This is a genomic window from Streptomyces sp. NPDC025806 (genome assembly GCF_055558275.1).
The window spans coordinates 25,311-46,513 of the sequence record NZ_JBVHMU010000012.1; the positions used below are offsets into that span (position 1 = coordinate 25,311).

17 protein-coding genes, 1 tRNA gene and 1 pseudogene are annotated in these 21,203 nt (G+C 70.0%); 7 read left to right on the plus strand and 12 right to left on the minus strand.

Going from position 1 to position 21,203, the window contains the following annotated elements:
• Positions 1-76 precede the first annotated feature (76 nt).
• On the minus strand, positions 77-673 hold the full coding sequence (locus ACZ4E1_RS26140) for a lytic polysaccharide monooxygenase auxiliary activity family 9 protein (RefSeq protein WP_467543328.1): 597 nt from the start codon (positions 671-673) through the stop codon (positions 77-79).
• 257 nt (positions 674-930) lie between these two features.
• Between ACZ4E1_RS26140 and ACZ4E1_RS26145 the strand changes: the two are divergent.
• Positions 931-2,154, plus strand: a pseudogene (locus ACZ4E1_RS26145) (RNA-guided endonuclease InsQ/TnpB family protein).
• Between the two features lie 58 nt (positions 2,155-2,212).
• On the opposite strand, the gene ACZ4E1_RS26150 reads toward ACZ4E1_RS26145, so the two are convergent.
• Complete coding sequence (locus ACZ4E1_RS26150) at positions 2,213-3,433, minus strand: SPFH domain-containing protein (protein WP_467543331.1); 1,221 nt, start codon at positions 3,431-3,433, stop codon at positions 2,213-2,215.
• 76 nt (positions 3,434-3,509) lie between these two features.
• Positions 3,510-4,805, minus strand: coding sequence for a peptidoglycan-binding protein (locus ACZ4E1_RS26155; protein WP_467543852.1), 1,296 nt, complete (start codon positions 4,803-4,805; stop codon positions 3,510-3,512).
• A gap of 211 nt (positions 4,806-5,016) precedes the next feature.
• Between ACZ4E1_RS26155 and ACZ4E1_RS26160 the strand changes: the two genes are divergently transcribed.
• The 3 genes from ACZ4E1_RS26160 (at position 5,017) to glxA (ending at position 9,352) form a co-directional block, all read left to right on the plus strand.
• Positions 5,017-5,090 (plus strand) — tRNA-Lys (locus ACZ4E1_RS26160).
• 363 nt (positions 5,091-5,453) lie between these two features.
• The gene (locus ACZ4E1_RS26165) at positions 5,454-7,418 is read left to right on the plus strand and encodes a glycosyltransferase family 2 protein (protein ID WP_467543333.1); all 1,965 of its coding nucleotides are present in this window, start codon (positions 5,454-5,456) and stop codon (positions 7,416-7,418) included.
• Positions 7,415-9,352 (plus strand): radical copper oxidase GlxA, encoded by a 1,938-nt coding sequence (glxA, locus tag ACZ4E1_RS26170; protein ID WP_467543336.1) that lies wholly within the window; start codon positions 7,415-7,417, stop codon positions 9,350-9,352. The genes ACZ4E1_RS26165 and glxA overlap by 4 nt, the downstream gene beginning before the upstream one ends.
• A gap of 56 nt (positions 9,353-9,408) precedes the next feature.
• On the opposite strand, the gene ACZ4E1_RS26175 is transcribed toward glxA, so the two are convergent.
• Positions 9,409-10,404, minus strand: a complete 996-nt coding sequence (locus ACZ4E1_RS26175; protein WP_467543340.1) for a glycoside hydrolase family 6 protein — start codon at positions 10,402-10,404, stop codon at positions 9,409-9,411.
• 165 nt (positions 10,405-10,569) lie between these two features.
• Here ACZ4E1_RS26175 and ACZ4E1_RS26180 point away from each other — a divergent pair, with 165 nt between their 5' ends.
• Entirely contained in the window at positions 10,570-11,352 is a 783-nt protein-coding gene (locus ACZ4E1_RS26180; protein WP_467543343.1) for an ANTAR domain-containing protein, read from the plus strand.
• Here ACZ4E1_RS26180 and ACZ4E1_RS26185 read toward each other — a convergent pair.
• The 3 genes from ACZ4E1_RS26185 to ACZ4E1_RS26195 all read right to left on the minus strand — a co-directional run bounded on the left by ACZ4E1_RS26185 (position 11,291) and on the right by ACZ4E1_RS26195 (position 13,101).
• A complete protein-coding gene (locus tag ACZ4E1_RS26185; RefSeq protein ID WP_467543346.1) occupies positions 11,291-12,004 on the minus strand; it encodes a class F sortase in 714 nt (237 codons plus the stop codon). The two genes, ACZ4E1_RS26180 and ACZ4E1_RS26185, sit on opposite strands and share 62 nt — an antisense overlap.
• A gap of 6 nt (positions 12,005-12,010) precedes the next feature.
• Positions 12,011-12,571: a hypothetical protein gene (locus tag ACZ4E1_RS26190; protein ID WP_467543349.1), complete on the minus strand. Its 561-nt coding sequence runs from the start codon at positions 12,569-12,571 to the stop codon at positions 12,011-12,013.
• A 92-nt stretch (positions 12,572-12,663) separates the two neighbouring features.
• Positions 12,664-13,101 carry an HAD hydrolase-like protein gene (locus ACZ4E1_RS26195; RefSeq protein ID WP_467543350.1) on the minus strand — a complete coding sequence of 146 codons (438 nt, stop codon included), beginning with the start codon at positions 13,099-13,101 and terminating at the stop codon, positions 12,664-12,666.
• Positions 13,102-13,158: 57 nt separating this feature from the next.
• On the opposite strand from ACZ4E1_RS26195, the gene ACZ4E1_RS26200 reads away from it, so the two are divergent.
• On the plus strand, positions 13,159-14,673 hold the full coding sequence (locus ACZ4E1_RS26200) for a recombinase family protein (protein WP_467543354.1): 1,515 nt from the start codon (positions 13,159-13,161) through the stop codon (positions 14,671-14,673).
• A gap of 90 nt (positions 14,674-14,763) precedes the next feature.
• Positions 14,764-15,543, plus strand: coding sequence for an HAD-IIA family hydrolase (locus ACZ4E1_RS26205; RefSeq protein ID WP_467543357.1), 780 nt, complete (start codon positions 14,764-14,766; stop codon positions 15,541-15,543).
• 43 nt (positions 15,544-15,586) lie between these two features.
• On the opposite strand, the gene ACZ4E1_RS26210 is transcribed toward ACZ4E1_RS26205, so the two are convergent.
• From ACZ4E1_RS26210 to ACZ4E1_RS26230, 5 genes are all read right to left on the minus strand, one after another.
• Positions 15,587-17,092 (minus strand): alkaline phosphatase family protein, encoded by a 1,506-nt coding sequence (locus tag ACZ4E1_RS26210; protein ID WP_467543360.1) that lies wholly within the window; start codon positions 17,090-17,092, stop codon positions 15,587-15,589.
• Positions 17,093-17,268: 176 nt separating this feature from the next.
• Positions 17,269-18,342 (minus strand): 2-aminoethylphosphonate ABC transporter substrate-binding protein, encoded by a 1,074-nt coding sequence (locus ACZ4E1_RS26215; RefSeq protein ID WP_467543363.1) that lies wholly within the window; start codon positions 18,340-18,342, stop codon positions 17,269-17,271.
• Positions 18,343-18,382: 40 nt separating this feature from the next.
• Positions 18,383-19,180, minus strand: a complete 798-nt coding sequence (locus tag ACZ4E1_RS26220; RefSeq protein ID WP_467543366.1) for an ABC transporter permease — start codon at positions 19,178-19,180, stop codon at positions 18,383-18,385.
• Positions 19,167-20,042 (minus strand): 2-aminoethylphosphonate ABC transporter permease subunit, encoded by an 876-nt coding sequence (locus ACZ4E1_RS26225; protein WP_467543369.1) that lies wholly within the window; start codon positions 20,040-20,042, stop codon positions 19,167-19,169. Before ACZ4E1_RS26225 ends, ACZ4E1_RS26220 begins: the two co-directional genes overlap by 14 nt.
• Positions 20,035-21,138, minus strand: a complete 1,104-nt coding sequence (locus ACZ4E1_RS26230) for an ABC transporter ATP-binding protein (protein ID WP_467543372.1) — start codon at positions 21,136-21,138, stop codon at positions 20,035-20,037. Before ACZ4E1_RS26230 ends, ACZ4E1_RS26225 begins: the two co-directional genes overlap by 8 nt.
• Positions 21,139-21,203 lie beyond the last annotated feature (65 nt).

The following is a 21,203-nucleotide window of genomic DNA, read 5'->3' on the forward strand; positions in this document are numbered from 1 at the left end:
GTGCACAGGAACCTACCCGCGCCGGAGCGCGGGGCGCCTCAGGGAAAGCTCAGAACCCTCCGTTCAGAACCCGCCGTCAGAACGTGACGTCCGAGCAGGCGTAGAACGCGTTGGACGTGTCGGCGATGGTCCACACCGCGAGGATCACGTGGTGGCCCGACTTGCCGGACGGCAGGACGCCCGAGTGGGAGAGGGTGGCCGGGGGCTGGCCGCTGTAGGGGACGGTGAGGAACGGGGTGGTGTTCAGGGCCGCCCGGGTGAGCGGCTGACTGTCGTTCCAGCCGTCCTTGGTGATGTAGTAGCGGAAGTCCGTGGTGGAGTGCCGCGCGGTGAACTGCCAGCGGAACGTGTAGCTCTGCCCGCCCGTCACCTTGGTGGTGGGCCAGGCCTGGCCGTTGGGCTGCTTCGCGCCGTTGAGCGCGGCGAACTCGCCGTGGTTCGCCGAGCAGATCTGGCCGTCGGCGGGGCCCGCGGCCGGGAAGCCCTTGGGGCCCTCGACGCTCTGCGGTTCCCACTGGATGTTGCCGCAGCCGGTGACGGTGCCGTTGGCGCAGAGCTTCTGCCGGCTGATGGGGAGGTCCGTGTAGCCGTGGCCGCTGGCGCCGCCGGCCGAGAGCGCGAAGGCCCCGGCGGTGGTCAGGCCGAGCAGGGCCGCGTAGATCTTCTTTCGCATGCTGCCGCTCCTGGGGGGTGTGGGGAGTTCCGGTAGCCGTGCACAGCGGTCGTCCGATGCTTGGATCGTTCAGGTCTAGACCAACGCCCAATGTAGGGGCGGTAGTTGAACATGTCCATACCAATCGAAGAGCCACCCATGACTGCCGGAACCCCCGCCTCCAGGGGCGGGCCGGACAGTGCCACCACCCGCATGGGTGGGTAAGGGAACGAGCGTTCCCGGTGACGGTCGGTGTGGCTGGTTTCTACGATCTTCACATGCAGCTCAGGTACGCCTTCCGGTTGTACCCGGACGCCGGTCAACAGGCTTCGTTGGCAAAGGCGTTCGGGTGCGCGCGGGTCGTGTTCAACGACGCCGTCCGTGCCCGTGAGGACGCACGTAAGACCGGGCGGCCGTACCCGACGGCTGCCGAGCTGTCCCGGACTCTGATCGCCGAGGCGAAGCGGACGGTTGACCGGTCGTGACTCGGTGAGGTGTCCGCGGTGGTGCTCCAGCAGGCCCTGCGCGACGCCGAGGCCGCCTACCGCAACTTCTTCGCCTCCCTCAAGGGCACGCGTAAGGGCCCGAAGGTGGGGCGGCCACGGTTCAGGTCTCGTAAGGACGTGCGGCAGTCGGTCCGCTTCACCACCAATGCCTGCTGGAGCATCACGGATGCCGACCGGCTGAGGCTGCCGAAGGTCGGTGCGGTGAAGGTGAAATGGTCCCGCACCCTGCCCACCACCCCCACCTCGGTCACCGTGATCAAGGACGCGGCCGGCCGGTACTTCGCCTCGTTCGTCATCGACACCGATCCGGCTGCCGACGCGGCACGGATGCCTGCAAGCGACCAGGCCATCGGCATCGACCTGGGGCTGACCCACTTCGCAGTCCTGTCCACCGGCGAGAAGATCGACTCCCCGCGTTTCCTGCGCCGTGCGGAGAAGAAGCTGAAGAAGGCCCAGCGGGAGCTGTCCCGCAAGCAGAAGGGATCGAAGAACCGCGAGAAGGCCCGCCTGAAGGTCGCCCGTGACCACGCGAAGGTTCGCGATGCGCGCCGCGAGTTCCACCACCAGCTCTCCACGAGGCTGATCTCCGAGAACCAAGGGATCGGTATGGAGGACCTGTCGGTAGCGGGACTGGCACGTACGCGGCTCGCCAAGTCCGTCCATGACGCCGGATGGGCGCAGTTCGTCGCCATGCTGAAGTACAAAGCTGAGCGGTACGGACGGACCTTCGTCAAGATCGGCCGGTTCGAGCCGACGAGTCAGACCTGCTCCACGTGCGGCGTCAAGGACGGACCCAAACCCCTGCACGTGCGGGACTGGTCCTGCACCGCCTGCGGCACCGTCCACGACCGGGACATCAACGCCGCACTCAACATCAAAACGGCCGCCGGACTGGCGGCATCGGCCTGCGAAGCGCCGGTAAGACCGGGAGCAATCCCGGCACAGCGCGAAGAAACAGGAAGCCACGGATTCCCGGCCGAAGCCCGTGCCACGTAGCGGCACAAACTTCGGCCGGGAAGGCCAGAAATCCTCGGGCTTCAGCCCGAGGAGCAGGTCAATCCCCCCGTCCCGTGTAGAACGCGACGGTCAGGTCCTTCACCAGCGCCTTGCGCTCGTAGTCGTCCAGCTCGACCAGACCGCGTGTGGTCAGCCGCGTCACCGTGTCCTCCACCGAGTCCACGACCGAGGACAGCACCGAGTCCCGGTGCTTGGCGTCCAGCGCCGCGACCCGGCGGCGGCGCATCGCCGCGGCCACCTCGGGGGCGTACTCGATCCGGGTCGGCTGCGCCGAGAAGACCTCGATGCCGACCGGCCCGGCGTCCGTCGCCAGCCGGCGCGTGAGCAGGTCGCCGACGGCCTCGGCGTTGCGCAGCGTCGGGGCGTCCTCGTGGAAGGCGTCGGCGGGCAGCTGTGACAGGACGCGGGCCAGACCCGCTTCCACGCACTCGCGCAGGTACTCCTCGTGGTCCTCGACGCCGAGGGCCGCCTTCGCCGTGTCCCTGATCCGCCAGACGACGAGGCAGACGACGCGCAGCGCGGTGCCGTTCGCGTCGACCACCGGCATCGGCTCGCTGCGCCAGTGCCGCAGCCGTACGTCGATCCGGCGCCGCAGCAGCAGCGGGTTGACCCACATCAGACCGGTCCGGCGCACGCTGCCCCGGTACCGGCCGCACAGGCTGAGCACCCAGGCGCGCCCGGCCCGCCCGCGTGCGAGCCCGCCGAACCCGAACAGGGCGAGTGCCCCGGACCCGGCCACCGCCGCCCACTGCACCGGGCCGAGCCCGACGCCCTCGTACCCGGGCAGCCCGGCGACCTCCGTCATGATCCGCGGCAGCGCCCCGGCCCAGCCGAGCGACACCGCGGTCCCGGCCGCGCCCAGCGCCCCGCCGAACACCCCGAGCGCGCCGGGCAGCGTCCGGCCCGTCCGCTCGGCGAGCTCCGGGTCGACGGCCGGCACCGGCCGCACGGGCGTGCGCAGATGCGGCCGCACCGGCGAGGGCCGCCCGCCCCCGGTCCCGCTCCCGACCACGGCGGTGCGCACCGCCACGGGCGCCGCCTCCGGGTCGGGGTCGTCCCGGAACAACAGATGAACGGGAATCTCGGTGGTCGCCTCGTTGTGGATCACCCGGGTCCCCCGGGCCTCCCCGGCGCCCCCTCGGGAACCCCTGCCCGACTCCCCCGTCGCCCCGCGCAGCGACTGCGCGCCGGGGCCGTCGTCCGCGATCGGCGCCGGGTGGCCCAGCGCCCTTTCCGGCTGTTCCGCGGTCGTACTCATCCTCGCCTCCGCACTGACTCGCCTCCGCACTGAGTTGCCGCCGCCCGTCCGCGCCGTCTTGTCCGCGCCGGGCCGCTCACGAGAAGATCCGCCGCCAGGTCTCGGGACCCGGGTAGCCGTCCGCCTCCCTGCCGCTCCAGCCCTGGGCCCGCTGGAACGCCTCGACGGCCCGCCGGTCGGCCTCGCCCCAGCGCGGGCCCGGACCCTGCGCGTAGGACTTGCCGAATCCTTTCTTCACGAGCTGTCGGCCCATCCGTGTCACCGCGTCGCTGCTCGCGCCGGGCCGGAACGCGGAGGCCCCCGGGTACGCCGGCACCTTGTCCGCCTCGGGGCCGCCCGCGCCGCTCGCCGGGATGTCCTTGCCCTTGCCGGTGACCAGGTACGACCAGGTCGTCGGGCCCGGGATGCCGTCCGCGTCGGCGCCGGTCCAGCCCTGCGCCTTCTGGAACGCCTGCGTCGCCCTGCGGTCGGCCTCGCCCCAGCGCGGGCCCGGCCCCTCGGTGTAGAACCGCTTGCCGCCGCGCTCCACGAGCAGCCGCCCGAGCTGGGTGACGTACGCGTTGTTCGCCCCCGGGCCGAAGGCCTCGGCGCCCGGGAACTTCGTCGTCGAGGAGGATCCCGAGGTGCTGCCCGCCTTGACGCCCTTGTAGCGGTAGGCGACGTAGCGGCTGGAGTAGGACCAGTACTTGTACGGGGTCGCCTGCCGGCGGGTGGCGGGGCGGGTCTGCTCGTACGCCATGTAGTAGCTGCGCGTGTAGTCCGTCCAGCCGCCGAAGATGACGACGTGCGAGCCCTTCTCCGGGTCGTCCGGGTTGTGGAAGAGCAGGATGTCGCCGGGCTGCAGGTCCGCCTTGGAGATCTTCGTGCCGTAGCGGGCGAGGCTGCCCGTCCACTCGTTGCCGGGCAGGTCCCAGGCCATGGAGACGAAGCCCGAGCAGTCCTGCCGGTACCCGTCCTTCCAGTACCGGTTCATGTCGTACGGGACCCCGGCCGCGACCCAGGTCTTGGCGCGGTTGATGATCGCGGCCCGGGTCGTGGCGCGAACGGCGCCCGGGGTGAGCTCCACGCCGGACGCGGCGGAACCGGGGGCTCCGTGCAGCGGGCTGGTGCCGCCCTGCGGGGTCGACACGGTGCCCTCGCCGGGCGGGGCCGGGTCGCCCGGTCTCACCTCGTGGTGGTCGGCACGCTGGGCGCTGGCCGGGGCGGCCTGCAGCCCGCCGATGACGGTGCCGGCGGTGGCGGCGACGACCAGTGCGTGGCGGGCGCCGATGCCGGTGTGCGCCGGGGGCGAGGCCGCGAGGCGGCCCTGGACGCAGCCGGCGCAGTCGCAGTCGCCCGCCGGGGCCACGTCCTCGAACGCCGGGGTCGCCATGCGCTCCGTGTCCTGAATGCCGTCCATGCGATTCCCCTCACTGATGTGCCTCGTGTTCGCACGCAGGAAGCGTCTCAACTGTCTGCACATATCGCATGTTGACGGTGCAAAAGATGGAAATCACCACAATTCGCCCACCCATCGGCGCGTCGCCCACCCCCGATGGTCACGCCCACCCCCGGGCATCGGGTAGAGTTACGCAGGTCAGCAGGCGCCGCTAGCTCAGTTGGTTAGAGCAGCTGACTCTTAATCAGCGGGTCCGGGGTTCGAGTCCCTGGCGGCGCACCGACACCGAAAGCCCTCCGTGAAAACGGGGGGCTTTCGTCGTGTGCGGGGCCAGCCCATACCGCACAAGCGAGCTGGCGTCATCCACCCTTGCGATCATGGTGTCGGGCCCAGCACCCTGTCCTGGAGCTGTCGGCTCGCAGGAGGCTTGCGGGGTGGGGCAGTTGCGGGGGCGGGGGCGGGGGTCCCGTTCATGAAGCGATGTCGAGGGGGGCATCATGCAACCGGAAGGTCGTCGCTCCAGTCTTAGTAGGGGTGGGACGGTGGCCTGCCACTGATACACCCGGGGGCGGTCAAGGGGGACCGGATCCGGGTGAGGACCGACAACCACGCGGTGACTCGCGTGCGGGGGGATGACTCATCATGACGTCGACGCCGACGGGTGCCCGCGAGGGCTTCGACCCGTCCGAGACGACCCAGCTGCGGGTGCCACCGCACCGCACCGGCGGCTTCCGGCGCATCAAGAAATCGCTGCCACGCTACGACTACGAGCACTACAGCCGGCTCGCCGGGCCCCTCACCCAGCCCGATCCGAACAAGCCGTACACGGTGCAGTACCGCTCTCTGCTCAGCCAGGAGCCGCACCGCATCCGCGCCGCCCTCATGCTGGGCGCGGCCCCGCTGCTCTCGCTCGTCCTGCTCTTCTGGCTGCTCCAGCCCGAGCACTGGACCGAGCGCGACTACGTGCAGTACGACTTCCTGCCGACCCTCGACATCGTCATGCTCGTCTCGATCGGCCTGATCGAGTTCTTCCGCTGCATGAACGTGCTGTCGAACGCGCACGCGACCCTGGTCGCCCGCGACCCCATCCCGGTGGTCCCCGAGACCGGCACCAGAGTCGCCTTCCTGACCTCGTTCGTGCCTGGCAAGGAGCCGATCGAGATGGTGACGAAGACCCTGGAGGCGGCGGTCAAGCTGCGCCACCGGGGCCTGCTGCACGTCTGGCTGCTCGACGAGGGCGACGACCCGGAGGTCAAGGAGGTCTGCGCCCGCCTCGGCGTGCACCACTTCTCCCGCAAGGGCGTCGCGAAGTGGAACCAGGCGAAGGGCCCGCACCGCGCCAAGACCAAGCACGGCAACTACAACGCCTGGCTGGACGCGCACGGCGACGCCTACGACTACTTCGCCTCGGTCGACACCGACCACGTGCCGATGCCGAACTACCTGGAGCGCATGCTCGGCTTCTTCCGCGACCCGAACGTGGGCTTCGTGATCGGCCCCCAGGTCTACGGCAACTACGACAACTTCGTCACCAAGGCCGCCGAGTCCCAGCAGTTCCTCTTCCACGCGCTGATCCAGCGCGCGGGCAACCGCTACGGCGCCCCCATGTTCGTCGGCACGTCGAACGCGGTGCGGATCTCGGCACTGAAGCAGATCGGCGGCCTGTACGACTCGATCACCGAGGACATGGCGACGGGCTTCGAGATCCACCGCGCCAAGAACCCGGCGACGGGCAAGAAGTGGCGCTCCGTCTACACCCCGGACGTGCTCGCCGTCGGCGAGGGCCCGAGCGCCTGGACGGACTTCTTCACGCAGCAGATGCGCTGGTCGCGCGGCACGTACGAGACGATCCTCAAGCAGTACTGGAAGGGCTGGTACTCGCTCCCGCCGAGCAAGCTCTTCAACTACACGATGATGATCATCTTCTACCCGATGTCGGCCATGAACTGGATCCTCGCGGCACTCAGCTGCGCCCTGTTCCTGGGCCTCGGCGCCTCGGGCGTGAACATCGACCCGACGATCTGGCTGATGCTGTACGGCAACGCGTCGGCGCTGCAGATCGGCCTCTACATCTGGAACCGCCGGCACAACGTGTCGCCGCACGAGCCCGAGGGCTCCGGCGGCGTGGCCGGCATGGTGATGTCCGCCCTGTCGGCCCCGCTGTACGCGAAGGCGCTGTTCGACTCGCTGCTGCGCCGCAAGAGCAAGTTCGTGGTCACGCCCAAGGGCGACTCCGCCAGCCCCGACCGCTGGTTCGGCACCTTCCGGTACCACTGGTACTTCATCCTGATCTTCGCCGGTTCGATGACCGCCGGATTCGTCCTCGGTCACGCCCACCCGGCGATGATCACCTGGGCCTGCTTCGCCCTGCTGATCACGGCCACGCCGATGTTCGCCTGGCGGTACATGCTGCGCCAGGACCGGAAGAAGCCGAAGCCGCCCGCGCCGGACGCGGCGCCGCCTCAGGCGCAGTCCGTGCCGCCGCAGGCGACCGGCCCCCGGCACGCCGCGGGCCCGCACGGGGCCCCGCAGCAGAAGCCCACCTGGGCCGCCGGCGGGGGCAACGACGAGACCATGCAGATCTCCCTGGGGGGACGTAACAAGTGAAAGACGGTGCGAGCCGCCGCCGGGCCCGACGCATAGCCATCGGCTCGGTGGTGGTCCTGGCGCTGGCCGGTATGAACGGGCCCTGGCTGTATCGCTTCGGGTCGGCCAAGTACCACGAGTACAAGATCAACAAGCCGGAGTACAAGGCCGCCAACGGCAAGTGGGACATCATCCAGTTCCCGCAGGACATGCGCCTCAACACGATCCACGCAGCGCTGCTCCACACCGGCAAGATCCTTTTGGTGGCCGGCTCGGGCAACAACCAGAAGAACTTCGACGCGAAGAAGTTCGACACCCGGCTCTACGACCCGGTGAAGGGCTCGATCAAGAAGATCCCGACGCCGAGCGACCTGTTCTGCACGGGCCACACCCAGCTGGCCAACGGCAATCTGCTGATCGCGGGCGGCACCAAGCGCTACGAGAAGCTCAAGGGTGACGTCAACAAGGCCGGCGGCCTGATGATCGTGCACAACGAGGACCCGGACGCGCCGAAGACCATCAAGGCGGGCACCCGGTTCACCGGCAAGGAGAACGGCAAGACCTTCGTCGCCAAGGACAACATCACGGTCGAGCGCGCGAAGAAGGTCTTCGACCCGGTCACCGGCAGGTTCGTGCGCAACGACCCGGGCCTCGGCCGCGTCTACGTCGAGGCCCAGCGCTCCGGCGCCAAGTACGAGACCGGCACCCAGGACAACTACCGGGTGCAGGGCCTGGCCGGCGCCGACGCGCGCAACGTGTACGGCATCGCGCAGAAGCTCGCCCTGGACAAGAAGGACTTCCAGGGGATCCGCGACTCCTACGAGTTCGACCCGGTCGCCGAGAAGTACATCAAGGTCGACCCGATGAACGAGGCGCGCTGGTACCCCACGCTGACCACGCTCTCGGACGGCAAGGTCCTCTCCGTGTCCGGCCTCGACGAGATCGGGCAGCTGGTGCCCGGCAAGAACGAGGTCTACGACCCGAAGACCAAGAAGTGGACCTATCTGAAGAAGCAGCGCCAGTTCCCGACGTACCCGGCGCTGTTCCAGATGGAGAACGGCAAGATCTTCTACTCGGGCGCCAACGCGGGCTACGGCCCGGACAACGTGGGCCGCAAGCCCGGCATCTGGGACCTGGAGACCAACAGGTTCCAGAAGATCCCCGGCCTGTCCGACGCGAACATGATGGAGACGGCCGGCACGGTCGAGCTGCCGCCCGCGCAGGACCAGCGGTACATGGTGGTCGGCGGCGGTGGCGTCGGCGAGTCCAAGCTGTCCAGCAACAAGACGCGGATCGTCGACCTCAAGGACGCGAACCCGAAGTTCACGGACGGCCCGACGCTGGAGAAGGGCACCCGCTACCCGCAGTCCTCGATCCTGCCCGACGACTCGATCCTCGTCTCCGGCGGTTCGGAGGACTACCGCGGCCGCGGTGACTCCAACATCCTCCAGGCCCGGCTCTACGACACGAAGTCCAACACCTTCCGCAGCGTCGCCGACCCGCTGGTCGGCCGCAACTACCATTCGGGCTCGATCCTGCTGCCCGACGGCCGGGTGCTGTTCTTCGGCTCGGACTCGCTGTACGCGGACAAGGCCAACACGAAGCCCGGCGTGTTCGAGCAGCGCATCGAGATCTACACGCCGCCGTACCTGTACCGGGACTCGCGGCCCACCCTGGAGGGCGGTCAGAAGACGATCGCGCGGGGTGCCTCGGCGACGTACCAGACCAACCACGCGTCGTCGATCAAAACGGCCCGGCTGATCCGGCCCAGCGCGTCCACGCACGTGACGGACGTGGACCAGACGTCCATCGCGCTCGACCTGAAGAAGTCGGCGGACTCGGTGACGGTGACCGTCCCCGAGAACCGGTCGCTGGTCGAGTCGGGCTGGTACATGCTGTTCGTCACCGACGAGCACGGCACCCCGAGCAAGGCGCAGTGGGTGCACGTCCCGTAGGGCACAGCGCACAGGAAGGAGGGGTACGGGACTCGGTCCCGTACCCCTCCTGACCTTTACGAGGAAGCGGCCAGCTTCAGGGCGTACTCGCTCCACCATTCGCCCGCGCGCGGACCGCCCTTGCAGGTGCCGTCGGACTCGCCGGGGCGCTTGACCCACAGGTAGGCCTTCACGAGCGGGTCGCCCGTCTTGGTGGTCGGGGTCTCGCCGAGGGCGCGGCCGGGCGGGTTGCACCAGCGTTCGTCCGGATTGCCGCCGGTGTACGGCCCGTTCCCGTTCCGGCTCGTGTCGACGACGAAGGGCTTGCCGCCGACCTTCGCGGAGAGTTCCTTGCCGTACTTCACCGACTCCTCGGTGGAGTAGAAGTTCGACACGTTCACCGAGAAGCCGTCGGCCTGGTCGACGCCGGACCACTTCAGCGGTTCGAAGATCTGGTCCGGCTTGCCCCAGCCCGCGTTGCCCGCGTCCAGGTAGACCGTCGTGTGCTTCAGCGACTTGAGCTTGCCGATGGCGCCCTTGAGGAGGTCGTAGCGCTCCTCGTGGAACTGCTCCGGGGTGCAGTTGTCCACCATGTGCTGGACCGCGTCCGGTTCGAGGATGACCGTCGCCGGGCGGTCCCCGATACCGGCCGCGACCTGGTCGATCCACGCGCGGTACGCGTTGCCGTCCGCGGCGCCGCCCTTCGAGTAGTTCCCGCAGTCGCGGTGCGGGATGTTGTAGAGGACGAGCAGCGCGTCCCGGTCGGCCTTCTGCGCGGCCTCCGTGTAACCACGGGCCTGGTCCGTCGCGTTCTCCGGGGTGATCCACTCGCCGCTGGGCTGCTCGGCGATCTTGCGGACGGTCTTCGCTTCCTCGTCCTTGCCGTCCTCCTCCAGCCCCGCGACGGCCTGCGCGGCCTTGCTGTCGGGGTTGACCCAGAACGGGTCGGCGCTCTTGGGCTGCTGCTTCACGGGAGACCGGGCATCACCCTCACCGTCGCCTCCGGAGGAACACGCGGACACGAGCAGCGCCGCCCCCACGACGACCGCTCCAGCCCTCATCTTCCGGTACATCCACTCCCCCTTGGGTGCACTGTCTGGTCCTCAATCGTGACATACGCCCCGGTCGCGCTTCGAGGCCGTGCGGCCCTTGTCCACGACCTGTTACAGCCGGTCCGGGGCGGGGTAGGCCGCGACCAGGACTCGTACGGGCGGCGGCGTGGAAGGGGTGAGCGGGACATGACGGACCCGGCCCGCGCGCTGCGTCTCGCCGAGGCGGTGCTGGAGCTGTCGGACCCGTTGGACGCCGACTTCGACCCCGCCGCGCACCTGGCCCGCCTCGCCGCCCGCTGCGCGGACCTCCTCGGCGCGCACGCGGCGGGCGTCACCCTCGCCGAACCGGACACCCTCCCCCAGCCGTTGCCCGCCTGCGCCCCCGAACAGGAGGACGCGGTACGGGAGTTGCTGGGCGCCGACGCGCTCGCCGGGCCCGCGCGGGAGGCGCTGTCGACCGGACGGGCGGTGGCCGGAGTGCGGCTGACGGGCACGGTGGCGGCGGCGCGCTGGCCCGCGTTCACCGCGCTGGCCCGGCGGCACGGCGTCACGACCGCGCACGCGGTGCCGCTGCGCCGGGGCGGGACGCCGGTCGGCGCGCTCAGTGTTCTGACCCGGTCGGCGCCGGTCGACAACGATGCCGCGTTCGCGGGCGCGCTCGCCGACGCGGCGGGCGCGGGCCTGGACCGGCACCGCGCCTATGCCGAACAGCGGGAGCTGGCCCGGCAGTTGGAGCGGGCGCTGGCGAGCCGGGTGCGGATCGAGCAGGCGAAGGGGATGCTCGCGGAGCGCTGGGGCGCCTCCCCCGACACCGCGTTCACGGTCCTGCGCCGGTACGCGCGCAGCAGGCGGATGCCGCTGGACCGGGTCGCCGGGGCCGTCCTGGCCCGGGAGCTCGGCGAGGACCTCACCCCGCCCGGACCTTCTCCTTCTCCGGCTCCGGATCCGGCTCCTTCGGCGCGTCCGTGAGGCCGGACAGGTAGGCGGAGACGACGACGTTCGCCGTGTAGGTGCGCGAGGTCTTGTCGAAGGTGCCGCCGCAGGTGATGAGGCGCAGTTCGGCGCGGCCGGGCCGGCGCGGCCCGTACGCGGTGGCCGGGTCGAAGCGGTCGCGGGACAGGACCTGGACGTCGTCGACGGTGAACGTGGCGACGGAGCCGTCGTCGCGCACCACCTTCACGGTGTCGCCGGGCTTCGCCTCGCTGAGGTGGAAGAACACGGCGGGCCGGGTCTCGGTGTCGACGTGCCCGACGAACAGGGCCGTGCCGCGCTCCCCGGGCTGCGCGCCCGCGCCGTACCAGCCGACGACGCCCGCCTGGTCGTAGGGCGGGGGGTCGACGGCGCCGCTGCCGTCGAGGCCGCGCGCGACGACGGGCGCCTGCACATGGAGGGCGGGCACGTCGATGCGCTGGGGTTTCGCGGCGCGGACGGGGCTGTGCGCGGCGGGCAGCGAGACGCCGAGGGGGCGTCCGACGGCGGCCGCATCGCCCGTCGTCGGTGAGGACAGGTTCAGGTCGGTGACGCCGCGGCCCCACATCCACAGGCCGAGGAGCAGTACCGCCCAGGCCACGCCGGTGAGCATCCGGCCGCCGCCCGGGCCTTGTCGGTCGCGGTCCTTCATGGCGGCCTACCGGGGGTTCTCGGACGGGTTCCGGCGGCGCCGGACGCTGCGGCAGGCGACGGCCACGGCGGCGATCGCGGCGAGCGCCAGGCCGATGACGGCGTGCCGGGTGCCGGGTCCTTCGGCGGACTGCTGGGTGGCGGCGAGCCGGGCCGCGGCTCCGCCGCCGCCCGCGTGCACGGGCGCGGTCGGGCTCGGGGCGGGCGAGGCGCCGCGCTCCAGGACCTGGACGGTGCCCCTGGTCTTGGTCCCGGCGCCGTCGCAGGTGACCGTGATCTGGTGCGGACCGGGCTTCGCGGAGGTCGCGACCCGGGCCTCGGCGGTGAGTGCGGAGCGGCCCGCGGCGGGGGCGAGGACGGCGTCGGAGACGAACGCGTCGGACACGGCGCGTGCGGCCGTCCCCGGGCATCCGGTGACGGCGAGCTCGACGTCCGTGCCCGGTGGCGCGGCCTCCGGGCCGACGGTGACCGATCCGGCGTCCTGCGCACCGTGCGCGGCGCAGGCCGGGAGCGTCACCAGTACGGCGGCCGCCCCTGCGGCACGGAGAGCGAGCAGTCCTGTACGCATCGTGAACCTCCTGGTAATGGCAGGTTCACGCGCGCGGCGGCATTTCGCATCTCGGGGAGGAGAAATCCCAGTTCAGGAGGGGCCAGGGTGGGTCAGACGAGGTCGACGAGGTCCGCGATGGAGTCGACGACGGTGGACGGCCGGAACGGGTACTTCTCGATGTCGGCGTCGCTGGTGAGCCCGGTCCGCACGAGGAACGTCTGCATCCCGGCCTCGAGCCCGGCCAGCACGTCGGTGTCCATCCGGTCGCCGATCATGGCGGCGGTCTCGGAGTGCGCCCCGATCGCGTTGAGCCCCGTGCGCATCATCAGCGGGTTGGGCTTGCCCGCGAAGTAGGGCTGCTTGCCGGTGGCCTTGGTGATGAGCGCGGCGACGGCGCCGGTGGCGGGCAGCGGGCCCTCGGTGGAGGGGCCGGTCTCGTCGGGGTTCGTGCAGATGCTGTGTCTTCTGGGGGCAACCCCCAGACCCCCGGCCGTAAGGCGCCACTTGTTCTGTCGAAATATTAGGTTCTTACTCATCTCAGGACGCATTTCTCGTAGATTGACTCCGCCCCCACCCACACGAGTCGACGGGCGCTGGGGGCAAGCATGATCGTGGTCGGCGGATACACCCGGACGTCGGACATCGGACAGCTCGGGGACGATCGCGACGGCCGGGAAGGCGTGATCAGACAGCGCGAAGACGTGTACGACCTGGCCAAGGTCAGGCGATGCCGCGTGCACCGCATCTACGAGGACAACGACACCTCGGCCTTCAAGCGTCACGCCCGACGCACCGCGTTCGAGGACATGGTCCGGGACTTGGAGAGCGGAACGATCAGTGGCGTCGTGGCCTACAACATCGATCGGATCGCGCGCCAGCCCCGCGACCTGCAGCGGCTCATCGACGTCTACGAACAAGCGCGGCGCCCCATGGTGTTCGCGACCACGGCAGGAGATCACGACCTCACGACCAGCGACGGCCGCTTCCAGGCACGGATCTACGTGACCGTCGCCAACAAGTTCTCCTCCGACGCCGCCCGCCGCGTCTCCCGGCAGAAGCTGGCCGAGGCCAGAGCCGGCAGGCCCCACAAGGGGCAACGCGCCTTCGGCTGGGCCGACGCAGAGCATGTCGACGAGCGAGAAGGCGAGCTGATCCGGAAGGCGCACAAGGATGTGATGCAGGGCAAGAAGGTGTCCGCTGTTCACCGGGAATGGGCCGAGTTGGGCATTCGCGGCCCCCAGACCCCGCCCGGCAGGACGATCGGCTACAGCAGCGTGCTCTACGTCCTGCGCAACCCTCGCCTTTGCGGATACCGCTCGTACATCCCGCAAGAGATCCGCGAACGGTCCGGTCGTCTCGACCCGGTCGAGTACCTGGTGGAACGCACAGACGGCAAACCCGTCATCGGCACCTGGGAAACCATCCTCACGCCCGAGGAGTGGTGTGAACTGGTCGAGGAGCTGAACTCCCGCAAGCAGACCGGCGCAGGACGCTCGAAGGGCACCCCTGTCACCAGGCGACTATTGACTGGCATCCTGCAGTGCGCCCGATGTGGAGCAACTCTCTCGTCGGGCGTCTACCAGAAGGGCACCACCAGTTACGCGAAGCACGGCTACCACTACTACTGCCGTGCCGCCGACGGAGGCTGCGGTCGGCTCTCCCGTAGTGGGCCCCCCGTTGAGGACTACGTAGAGGAGCAACTGCTCGACCAGCTCCGGCAACGCCTTGCCGTCACCGAGAGCCAGAGCAGCGATACAGCACCCGGCGCGAGCCCGTGGAGCGACGCCCTTCGGCAGGTTCGGGCCGACAAGACCAAGGCGCGCAAGCTCCGAGCGGACGGCCTTCTGTCACTCGTCGAGTTCGCGAGGGAGATCCGGCGGCTGGAAGCCGCCGAACAAGACCTCTGCGGAACGGCCGACGCTGCACCGGTCTCGATTCCTGAACGTCCGAACTCGACCGTGAGCCGAGTCATGCGCGAGTGGAGCTCTTTCACCACGGAGCAGAAGCGGCATGAACTGGAACGGACCATCGAGACCGTGATCGTCAAACCTGCGGGTAAGGGCGGGGCGCAGAGGGGGATGTTCCGTCCCGACCTCATCGAGATCGTCTGGAAGTCCTGACAGCAACCGGTCCTGCCGCGGCCATCCCAGTGGGGTCCTCTGGGTGAATACGATGGCAATCCGCAGAACGACAGACAGGAGCCCGCGCCCATGACAGAGCCGAAGCCCATCGACTCGTGGCTGACGGACATGGACGGAGTCCTCATGCACGAAGGGGTGCCGATCCCTGGCGCGGACTCGTTCATCAAGAAACTGCGTGACTCCGGCAAGCCTTTCCTGGTCCTGACCAACAATTCGATGTACACGGCCCGTGATCTGCACGCACGCCTCAACCGCATCGGCCTGGAAGTGCCGATGGGGAACATCTGGACATCAGCCCTGGCGACCGCCCGGTTCGTGGACAGCCAGCGACCGAACGGAACCGCGTACGTCATCGGAGAGGCCGGTCTGACGACGGCGCTGCACGACGTCGGTTACATCCTCAGCGATGCGGACCCCGACTTCGTGATCTTGGGTGAGACTCGAACCTACTCGTTCGAAGCGCTCACCAAGGCCATTCGCCTGATCAACGGCGGCGCCCGGTTCATCGCCACGAACCCTGACAACACCGGGCCCTCGACCGAGGGTGTATTGCCTGCTACCGGGTCTGTCGCCGCACTGATCACGAAGGCGACGGGCAAGGAACCGTACTTCGTCGGCAAACCGAACCCGTTGATGATGCGCACCGGCCTCAATGCAATCGGCGCCCACTCCGAGTCCAGCGCCATGATCGGCGACCGGATGGACACCGACGTGCTGGCCGGCCTCGAAGCAGGCATGACGACGTTCCTCGTGCTGACCGGGCTCACCGCCACGTCGGACATCGACCGGTTCCCGTTCCGGCCGACCAAGGTCGTCGACTCGATCGCGGATCTGGTCGACCTGGTGTGACGGAGGTGGCCCGGCCGCCCCTGCGGCCGGGCCGGACCCCGGGTCAGGTGCGGCTGATCTTGACCCCGTCGATCGTCCAGAACCAGTTGTTGGCTCCGGTGTAGCGGAAGTGGGCCTTCGCGCTGGTCGCGCCCGCGGGGACGGTCAGGGGGACGGTCTCCGTGCGGGAGGGGACGTCGGCCGTGTAGGTGCGGACGGGGACCGGGGCGGCGCCGTCGTAGGAGACGAGGACCTCGCCCTTCTGCGGGGCCTCCTGACGGTAGAACGTGGTGTACGTGAGGGTGGCCGGGCGGCCGCCGGTGACCGGGAAGGCGGGGCTGGTCAGGGTCGAGTCGAAGGTGCCGGTGACGGTCTTGTCGGACCATTCGTCGCCGTCGGCCACGGCGAAGACGCCGCGGGCCCGCACGTTGCACTCGCGCTGCTGGTCGCGTTCGGCCTTGGTCCAGAACTCGTCGGTGGTGAAGGACCAGCCGCGCCATTCGGTGACGCCGCCGGTGCCCATCCGGGAGTTGTCGACGCTCCAGCCGCTGGGCGGGGTGTGCGTGAAGCCGATGACGCCGGATCCGATGCCGGTCTCGTCGACGGGTCCGCCGAGCTGCGCGCGCAGGGTGTCGAAGTCGTCCGGCAGCGGCTGCTGGATGGGGCGGCCGTCCAGGCCCCAGGCGGGGTCGAGCGCGATGCCGAGGTGGGCGAGGGCGCTGGCCGCGATGTCGGGCATCTTGACGTCGTGGCGGGTGGAGCCGGGTGCGGCGGTGCCGCCGACGGCGATCATGAAGGTCTGGCGTTCGGGCCAGGTGGAGCCGCCGTGGCCGCCCGCGTCGGTGTGCCCGTGGTCGGCGGTGACGAGGATCAGCCAGTCCTCGTTCCCGTACGTGGAACGGGAGGTGACGGCGTCGACCATCGCGCCGACCTGGCCGTCGACGCCGTGGATCGCGTCGAGGTACTCCTGGCTCGCGGCGCCGTAGGAGTGGCCCGCGTGGTCGACGTTGTCGAGCTGGACGAAGACGGCGTCCGGGTTCGCGCCCTTGAGCCGCTCGACGGCGCGGGCGGTGGTGCCGGTGTCGTACTCGGCGCTCGGGGTGGAGACGCGGGTGTCGACCTTCGCCGAGAAGACGATGTCGGTGATCGGTGCCCAGGAGGAGACGGCGTACGTCGACAGCGACGGCTTCGCGGTCTCGATCCGGGTGAGGAAGTCGGGGTACTGGGCGAACTTGTGGCCGGTGAAGTTGTTGTCCTTCACGTTGTGCTTGTCGGGCCAGACGCCGGTGATGAGGGTGGACCAGCCGGGGCCGGACATGGTGGGCGCCATCGGGTTGGCGTAGATCGGGCTGGGCGCGGTGAGGCCGGCCTCCATCAGGGCCTTGAGGCGGGGTGCGTCGGCGTCCTTGATGCGGTTCAGGAGGGCGCCGTCGAGGCCGATGACGAGGACCTTCGGGGTCCGGGCGGCGCGGGCGACGGCGCTCGTCGCGGGGACGGTGAGGGCGAGAGCTGCGGTGGCGGAGCCGAGGAGCATCGAGCGGCGGGAGAGGCCGGACGGGGTGCGCGGCATGCGGGGTCCTCCGGAGCGGGGGCACGAGTGGGCACGAGCAGGCACGGGCCGGCCCAACACCCCTGAGCAGCCAGGAGTGTTGGACCAGACCCGTTATCTTCTGGTGATGCGGGCGGGGAGCGCCATGGACATTCGTCGCCGCCCGATGGACTGAACTGCCGGGGCCGGGTGGGCTGTCAGCTGCCGGTGGCGGTCTTCCAGTCGTCGACGTACGTCTGGAGGTTCTTGTCGATGTCGTTCCAGTCCGGCTCGAAGATCTCGACGCCGTCCATGATCTTGGCGAGGGCGAGGGCGTTCTCGTCGGTGGCGCGGACGTCGCCGCGGGCGGAGAAGCCGCCGCCGATGGCGCTGACCTCCTGCTGCTGCTTGGTGGCGAGCATGAAGTCGAGGAGCTTCTTGCCGTTGGCGGTGTGCGGGGCGTTCTTCACGAGGCCGGCGGCGTAGGGCAAGGCGAAGGAGGTGGGCTTGCCGCCCTCGGTCTTCGGGAACCAGATGCCGAGGTTGGGCATGTCCTTGGACTGGGCGTAGTTCATCTGCACGTCGCCGTTGGCGACGAGGAGTTCGCCCTTGTCCACCTTGGGGGCGAGTTTGCCGGTGGAGGCGGACGGGCCGACGTTGTTGGCCTGGAGCTTCTTCAGGTAGTCCATGGCGGGCTGCTTGCCGCCGAGGTCGTGCATGGCCTTGACGACGACGGCGGTGCCGTCGCCGGCGACGCCCGGGGTGGAGTACTGGAGCTTGTTCTTGTACTTGCCGTCGAGCAGTTCCTGCCAGGTCTGCGGCGGCGTCTTGAGTTCCTTCTTGTTGTAGATGAACCCGAAGTAGTTGTTGACGACGGAGGTCCAGGTGCCGTCGGCGCCCTTGTCGGCGCCGTCGACCTGGTCGGCGCCCTCGGGCGCGTATTTGGCGAGCAGGCCCTTGCCGCCGGCCTGCTGGATGAACGGGGGCAGGGTGACGAGGACGTCGGCCTGGGTGTTGGCCTTCTCGCGGACGGCGCGCTGCACGACCTCGCCGGAGCCGCCCTCGACGTACTCGACCTTGATGCCGGTCTTGGCGGTGAAGTCCTTGAAGACCTTGTCGTACCAGCCGTCGCCGTTCTCGCCCTTGAGGCCGTCGGCGCTGTAGACGGTGACGACCTTCTCGTCGGAGGCGGCGGAGCTGCCGCCGCAGCCGGTGAGGGTGGCGGCGAGGGCGAGGGAGCCGGTGACGGCGGCTATCGCCGTGAGGGTGTTCTTGCGCGGGTTCGCGGACATGGCGAGGTGAACTCCTGGAGAGCTGGGAAGTACGGGGGTGTCAGCGGTACGAGGCCTTGGTGCGGACGCGGGAGACGGCGAGCAGCACGAGCAGGGTGGCGCCCATCAGGACCACGGCGATCGCGGAGCCGGTGAAGAGGGAGCCGCGGTCGGTGGTGGCGTAGATCTGCACCGGCAGCGGCATCCAGTCCGGCGGGTAGAGCATCATCGTGGCGCTCAACTCGCCCATGGACAGGGCGAAGCAGAGTCCCGCGGCCGCGTTGAGCGACGGCAGCAGGAGGGGCAGCTTCACCTTCCACAGGACGTACGCGGGCCGGGCGCCGAGGGACGCCGCGGCCTGCTCGTACGCCGGGTCGAGACGCACGATGGCGGCCGAGACCGACTGGTAGGCGAACGCCGTGACAAGAATGGTGTGCGCGAGGATGACGATCCAGCGGGTGCCGTTGAGCAGCATCGGCGGCTTGCTGAAGGCGACGAGGACGGCGAGGCCGACGACGACGGACGGCACGGCGACCGGCAGCATGAACAGGGTGTCCATCGCACGCCTGCCCCGCTTCTTCAGCGCGGCGGCGGCGAGCGCGGCCCAGCCTCCGACGACGAGCGCGAGCACGCTGGCGGTGACGGCGGTGACGAGGCTGGTGGTGAGCGCGGTGAGCGAGTCACCGCTGGTGGCGGCGTCGTAGTGCCCGGTGGTGAAGCCGGAGGGCAGGGCCCCGGACCAGTGGCCGGCGAACGACGCGGCGAGGATCACCAGGAGCGGCACCGCGAAGAGCGGCAGGAAGAGCGCGAAGAAGAGAGCCCAGGTGGCCCACTTCCCGGCCCGGCTATGCACCAGCACGACGACTCACCGCCCGGTAGATGCCGTAGAGACCGACGGAGATCAGGACGTTGACGACGGCGACGACGCACGCGCCGGGGTAGTCCGACTCCAGGATCGCCTTGCCGTAGACGAGCATCGGCAGGGTCGTGACGCCCTTGGCGCCGGTGAAGAGCACGATCCCGAACTCGTTCAGGCACATCACCAGGACGAGGGAGCCGCCGGCGGCCAGCGCCGGCAGCGCCTCCGGCAGGACGATCTGCCGGACGATGCGCCCGGGCCCGGCGCCCAGCGACGACGCCACTTCCAGCTGGGCCGTGTCGACCTGCGAGAACGCGGCGAGCAGGGGCCGCATCACGAACGGCGTGAAGTACGTGATCTCGGCGAGCAGGACGCCCCAGGGGGTGGCCAGGAACTGGAAGGGCCCGGTGGCGGCGCCGGTGACGTCCGTCCACAGCCCGTTGGCCATGCCGACCTGCCCGTACACGAAGAGCAGGGCGAGGGTGATGAGGAAGGACGGGAAGGAGAGGAAGACTTCGATGAACTTGGCGACGGCCTTCCCGCCGGGGAACGGGACGAACGCGATGACGAGCGCGAGAGCGAAGCCGAGCACGAGGCATCCGACCGTCGATCCGGCGGCGAGCCACACCGTCGTGCCGAGCGCCTCGCGGAACGCGTGGGAGGCGAAGACGTCGCGGTACGGCTGGACGGACGTGCCGCCGCTGTCGGGCCGGAAGGACTGCTGGACGACGAGGAAGAGCGGGTAGAGGAAGACCAGACCGAGCCCGGCGACGGGCGGCAGCGCCCACACCCAAGCGCCGGTCGTGCGGGGCGACTTGGCGGAACCCCGGACGGCTGTCGTGCCGATCGCGGCGCTAGCCATGGGCCACCGCCTCCGCCTCCGCTCCCACGCCGGCGCCGATCAGCACGGCGTCCTCGGGGGCGAAGTGGACGGTGACGGTGTCGCCGGGCGCGGGCGGGGTGCGCAGTTCGCGCAGGTCGGCCTTGACCTGGTGGCCGTCGACGTCGACGAGGAGGCGGTGGGTGGAGCCGCGCCACTGGACCTCGGCGACCTCGCCGGTGAGGGCGTTGGGTCCGTCGCCGAGTCCGACGAGGTGGGGGCGGACGCAGAGCGTGGCGGAGGTGCCGGCCGCGGTGTCCGGGACGGCGACCTTCAGTTCGGCGGCGCCGAAGGTGACGGCGGAGCCCGAACCGACCTGGACGGGAAGGAGGTTGGCGTTCCCGACGAACGACGCGGTGAACTCGGTGCGGGGCCGCCGGTACAGGTCCTGAGGTGTGCCGACGTCCTGGAGCCGGGCGCGGTCCATGACGGCGATCCGGTCGGCGAGGGTGAGCGCCTCGACCTGGTCGTGGGTGACGTAGAGGATCGACACGTCGGGCAACTCGCGGTGCAGCCGGGCCAGTTCGGCGAGCATCCCGGAGCGGAGCTGTGCGTCGAGCGCGGAGAGCGGCTCGTCGAGGAGCAGCACGTCGGGGCGGATGGCGAGGGCGCGGGCGATGGCGACGCGCTGCTGCTGGCCACCGGAGAGCTCGCGCGGGTGGCGCTCGGCGTAGGCGCCCATGCCGGTCATCTCGAGGGCCTCGGTGACCCGGCCGGGTATCTCGGCCTTGGGCACCTTCTGCGCGCGCATGCCGAAGGCGACGTTGTCCTTCACCTTCATGTGCGGGAACAGCGCGTACTGCTGCACGACCATGCCGATGCCGCGCCGGTGCGGCGGCAGGTCGGTGACGTCACGGCCGCCGATGAACACGCGTCCGGCGGCGGGCCGTACGAAGCCGGCGACGGCGCGCAGCGCGGTGGTCTTGCCGGAGCCGGAGGGCCCGAGGAGGGCCATGACCTCGCCCGGCTCGACGGTCAGGTCGAGGGAGTCGAGGACGGTGTTCCCGCCGTACGCGACGGACACCCGGTCGAACCGGATGCCGCTGCGGGCGCCCGGAGGGTCGGTCAGCTTTTCCATCAGTCCCGCTCGTTCGCAGTCGGCTCGATGACTCTCACGGCGGCTACGTTCGCGGGATCGGGTGT

Coding starts and splice junctions, on each gene's coding strand:
- ACZ4E1_RS26140 (WP_467543328.1), bottom strand. CDS start 673: ATGCGAAAGAAGATCTACGCGGCCCTGCTCGGCCTGACCACCGCCGGG.
- ACZ4E1_RS26150 (WP_467543331.1), bottom strand. CDS start 3,433: ATGAGTACGACCGCGGAACAGCCGGAAAGGGCGCTGGGCCACCCGGCG.
- ACZ4E1_RS26155 (WP_467543852.1), bottom strand. CDS start 4,805: ATGGCGACCCCGGCGTTCGAGGACGTGGCCCCGGCGGGCGACTGCGAC.
- ACZ4E1_RS26165 (WP_467543333.1), top strand. CDS start 5,454: ATGACGTCGACGCCGACGGGTGCCCGCGAGGGCTTCGACCCGTCCGAG.
- ACZ4E1_RS26175 (WP_467543340.1), bottom strand. CDS start 10,404: ATGTACCGGAAGATGAGGGCTGGAGCGGTCGTCGTGGGGGCGGCGCTG.
- ACZ4E1_RS26180 (WP_467543343.1), top strand. CDS start 10,570: ATGACGGACCCGGCCCGCGCGCTGCGTCTCGCCGAGGCGGTGCTGGAG.
- ACZ4E1_RS26185 (WP_467543346.1), bottom strand. CDS start 12,004: ATGAAGGACCGCGACCGACAAGGCCCGGGCGGCGGCCGGATGCTCACC.
- ACZ4E1_RS26190 (WP_467543349.1), bottom strand. CDS start 12,571: ATGCGTACAGGACTGCTCGCTCTCCGTGCCGCAGGGGCGGCCGCCGTA.
- ACZ4E1_RS26195 (WP_467543350.1), bottom strand. CDS start 13,101: ATGCGTCCTGAGATGAGTAAGAACCTAATATTTCGACAGAACAAGTGG.
- ACZ4E1_RS26200 (WP_467543354.1), top strand. CDS start 13,159: ATGATCGTGGTCGGCGGATACACCCGGACGTCGGACATCGGACAGCTC.
- ACZ4E1_RS26205 (WP_467543357.1), top strand. CDS start 14,764: ATGACAGAGCCGAAGCCCATCGACTCGTGGCTGACGGACATGGACGGA.
- ACZ4E1_RS26210 (WP_467543360.1), bottom strand. CDS start 17,092: ATGCCGCGCACCCCGTCCGGCCTCTCCCGCCGCTCGATGCTCCTCGGC.
- ACZ4E1_RS26215 (WP_467543363.1), bottom strand. CDS start 18,342: ATGTCCGCGAACCCGCGCAAGAACACCCTCACGGCGATAGCCGCCGTC.
- ACZ4E1_RS26225 (WP_467543369.1), bottom strand. CDS start 20,042: ATGGCTAGCGCCGCGATCGGCACGACAGCCGTCCGGGGTTCCGCCAAG.
- ACZ4E1_RS26230 (WP_467543372.1), bottom strand. CDS start 21,138: ATGGAAAAGCTGACCGACCCTCCGGGCGCCCGCAGCGGCATCCGGTTC.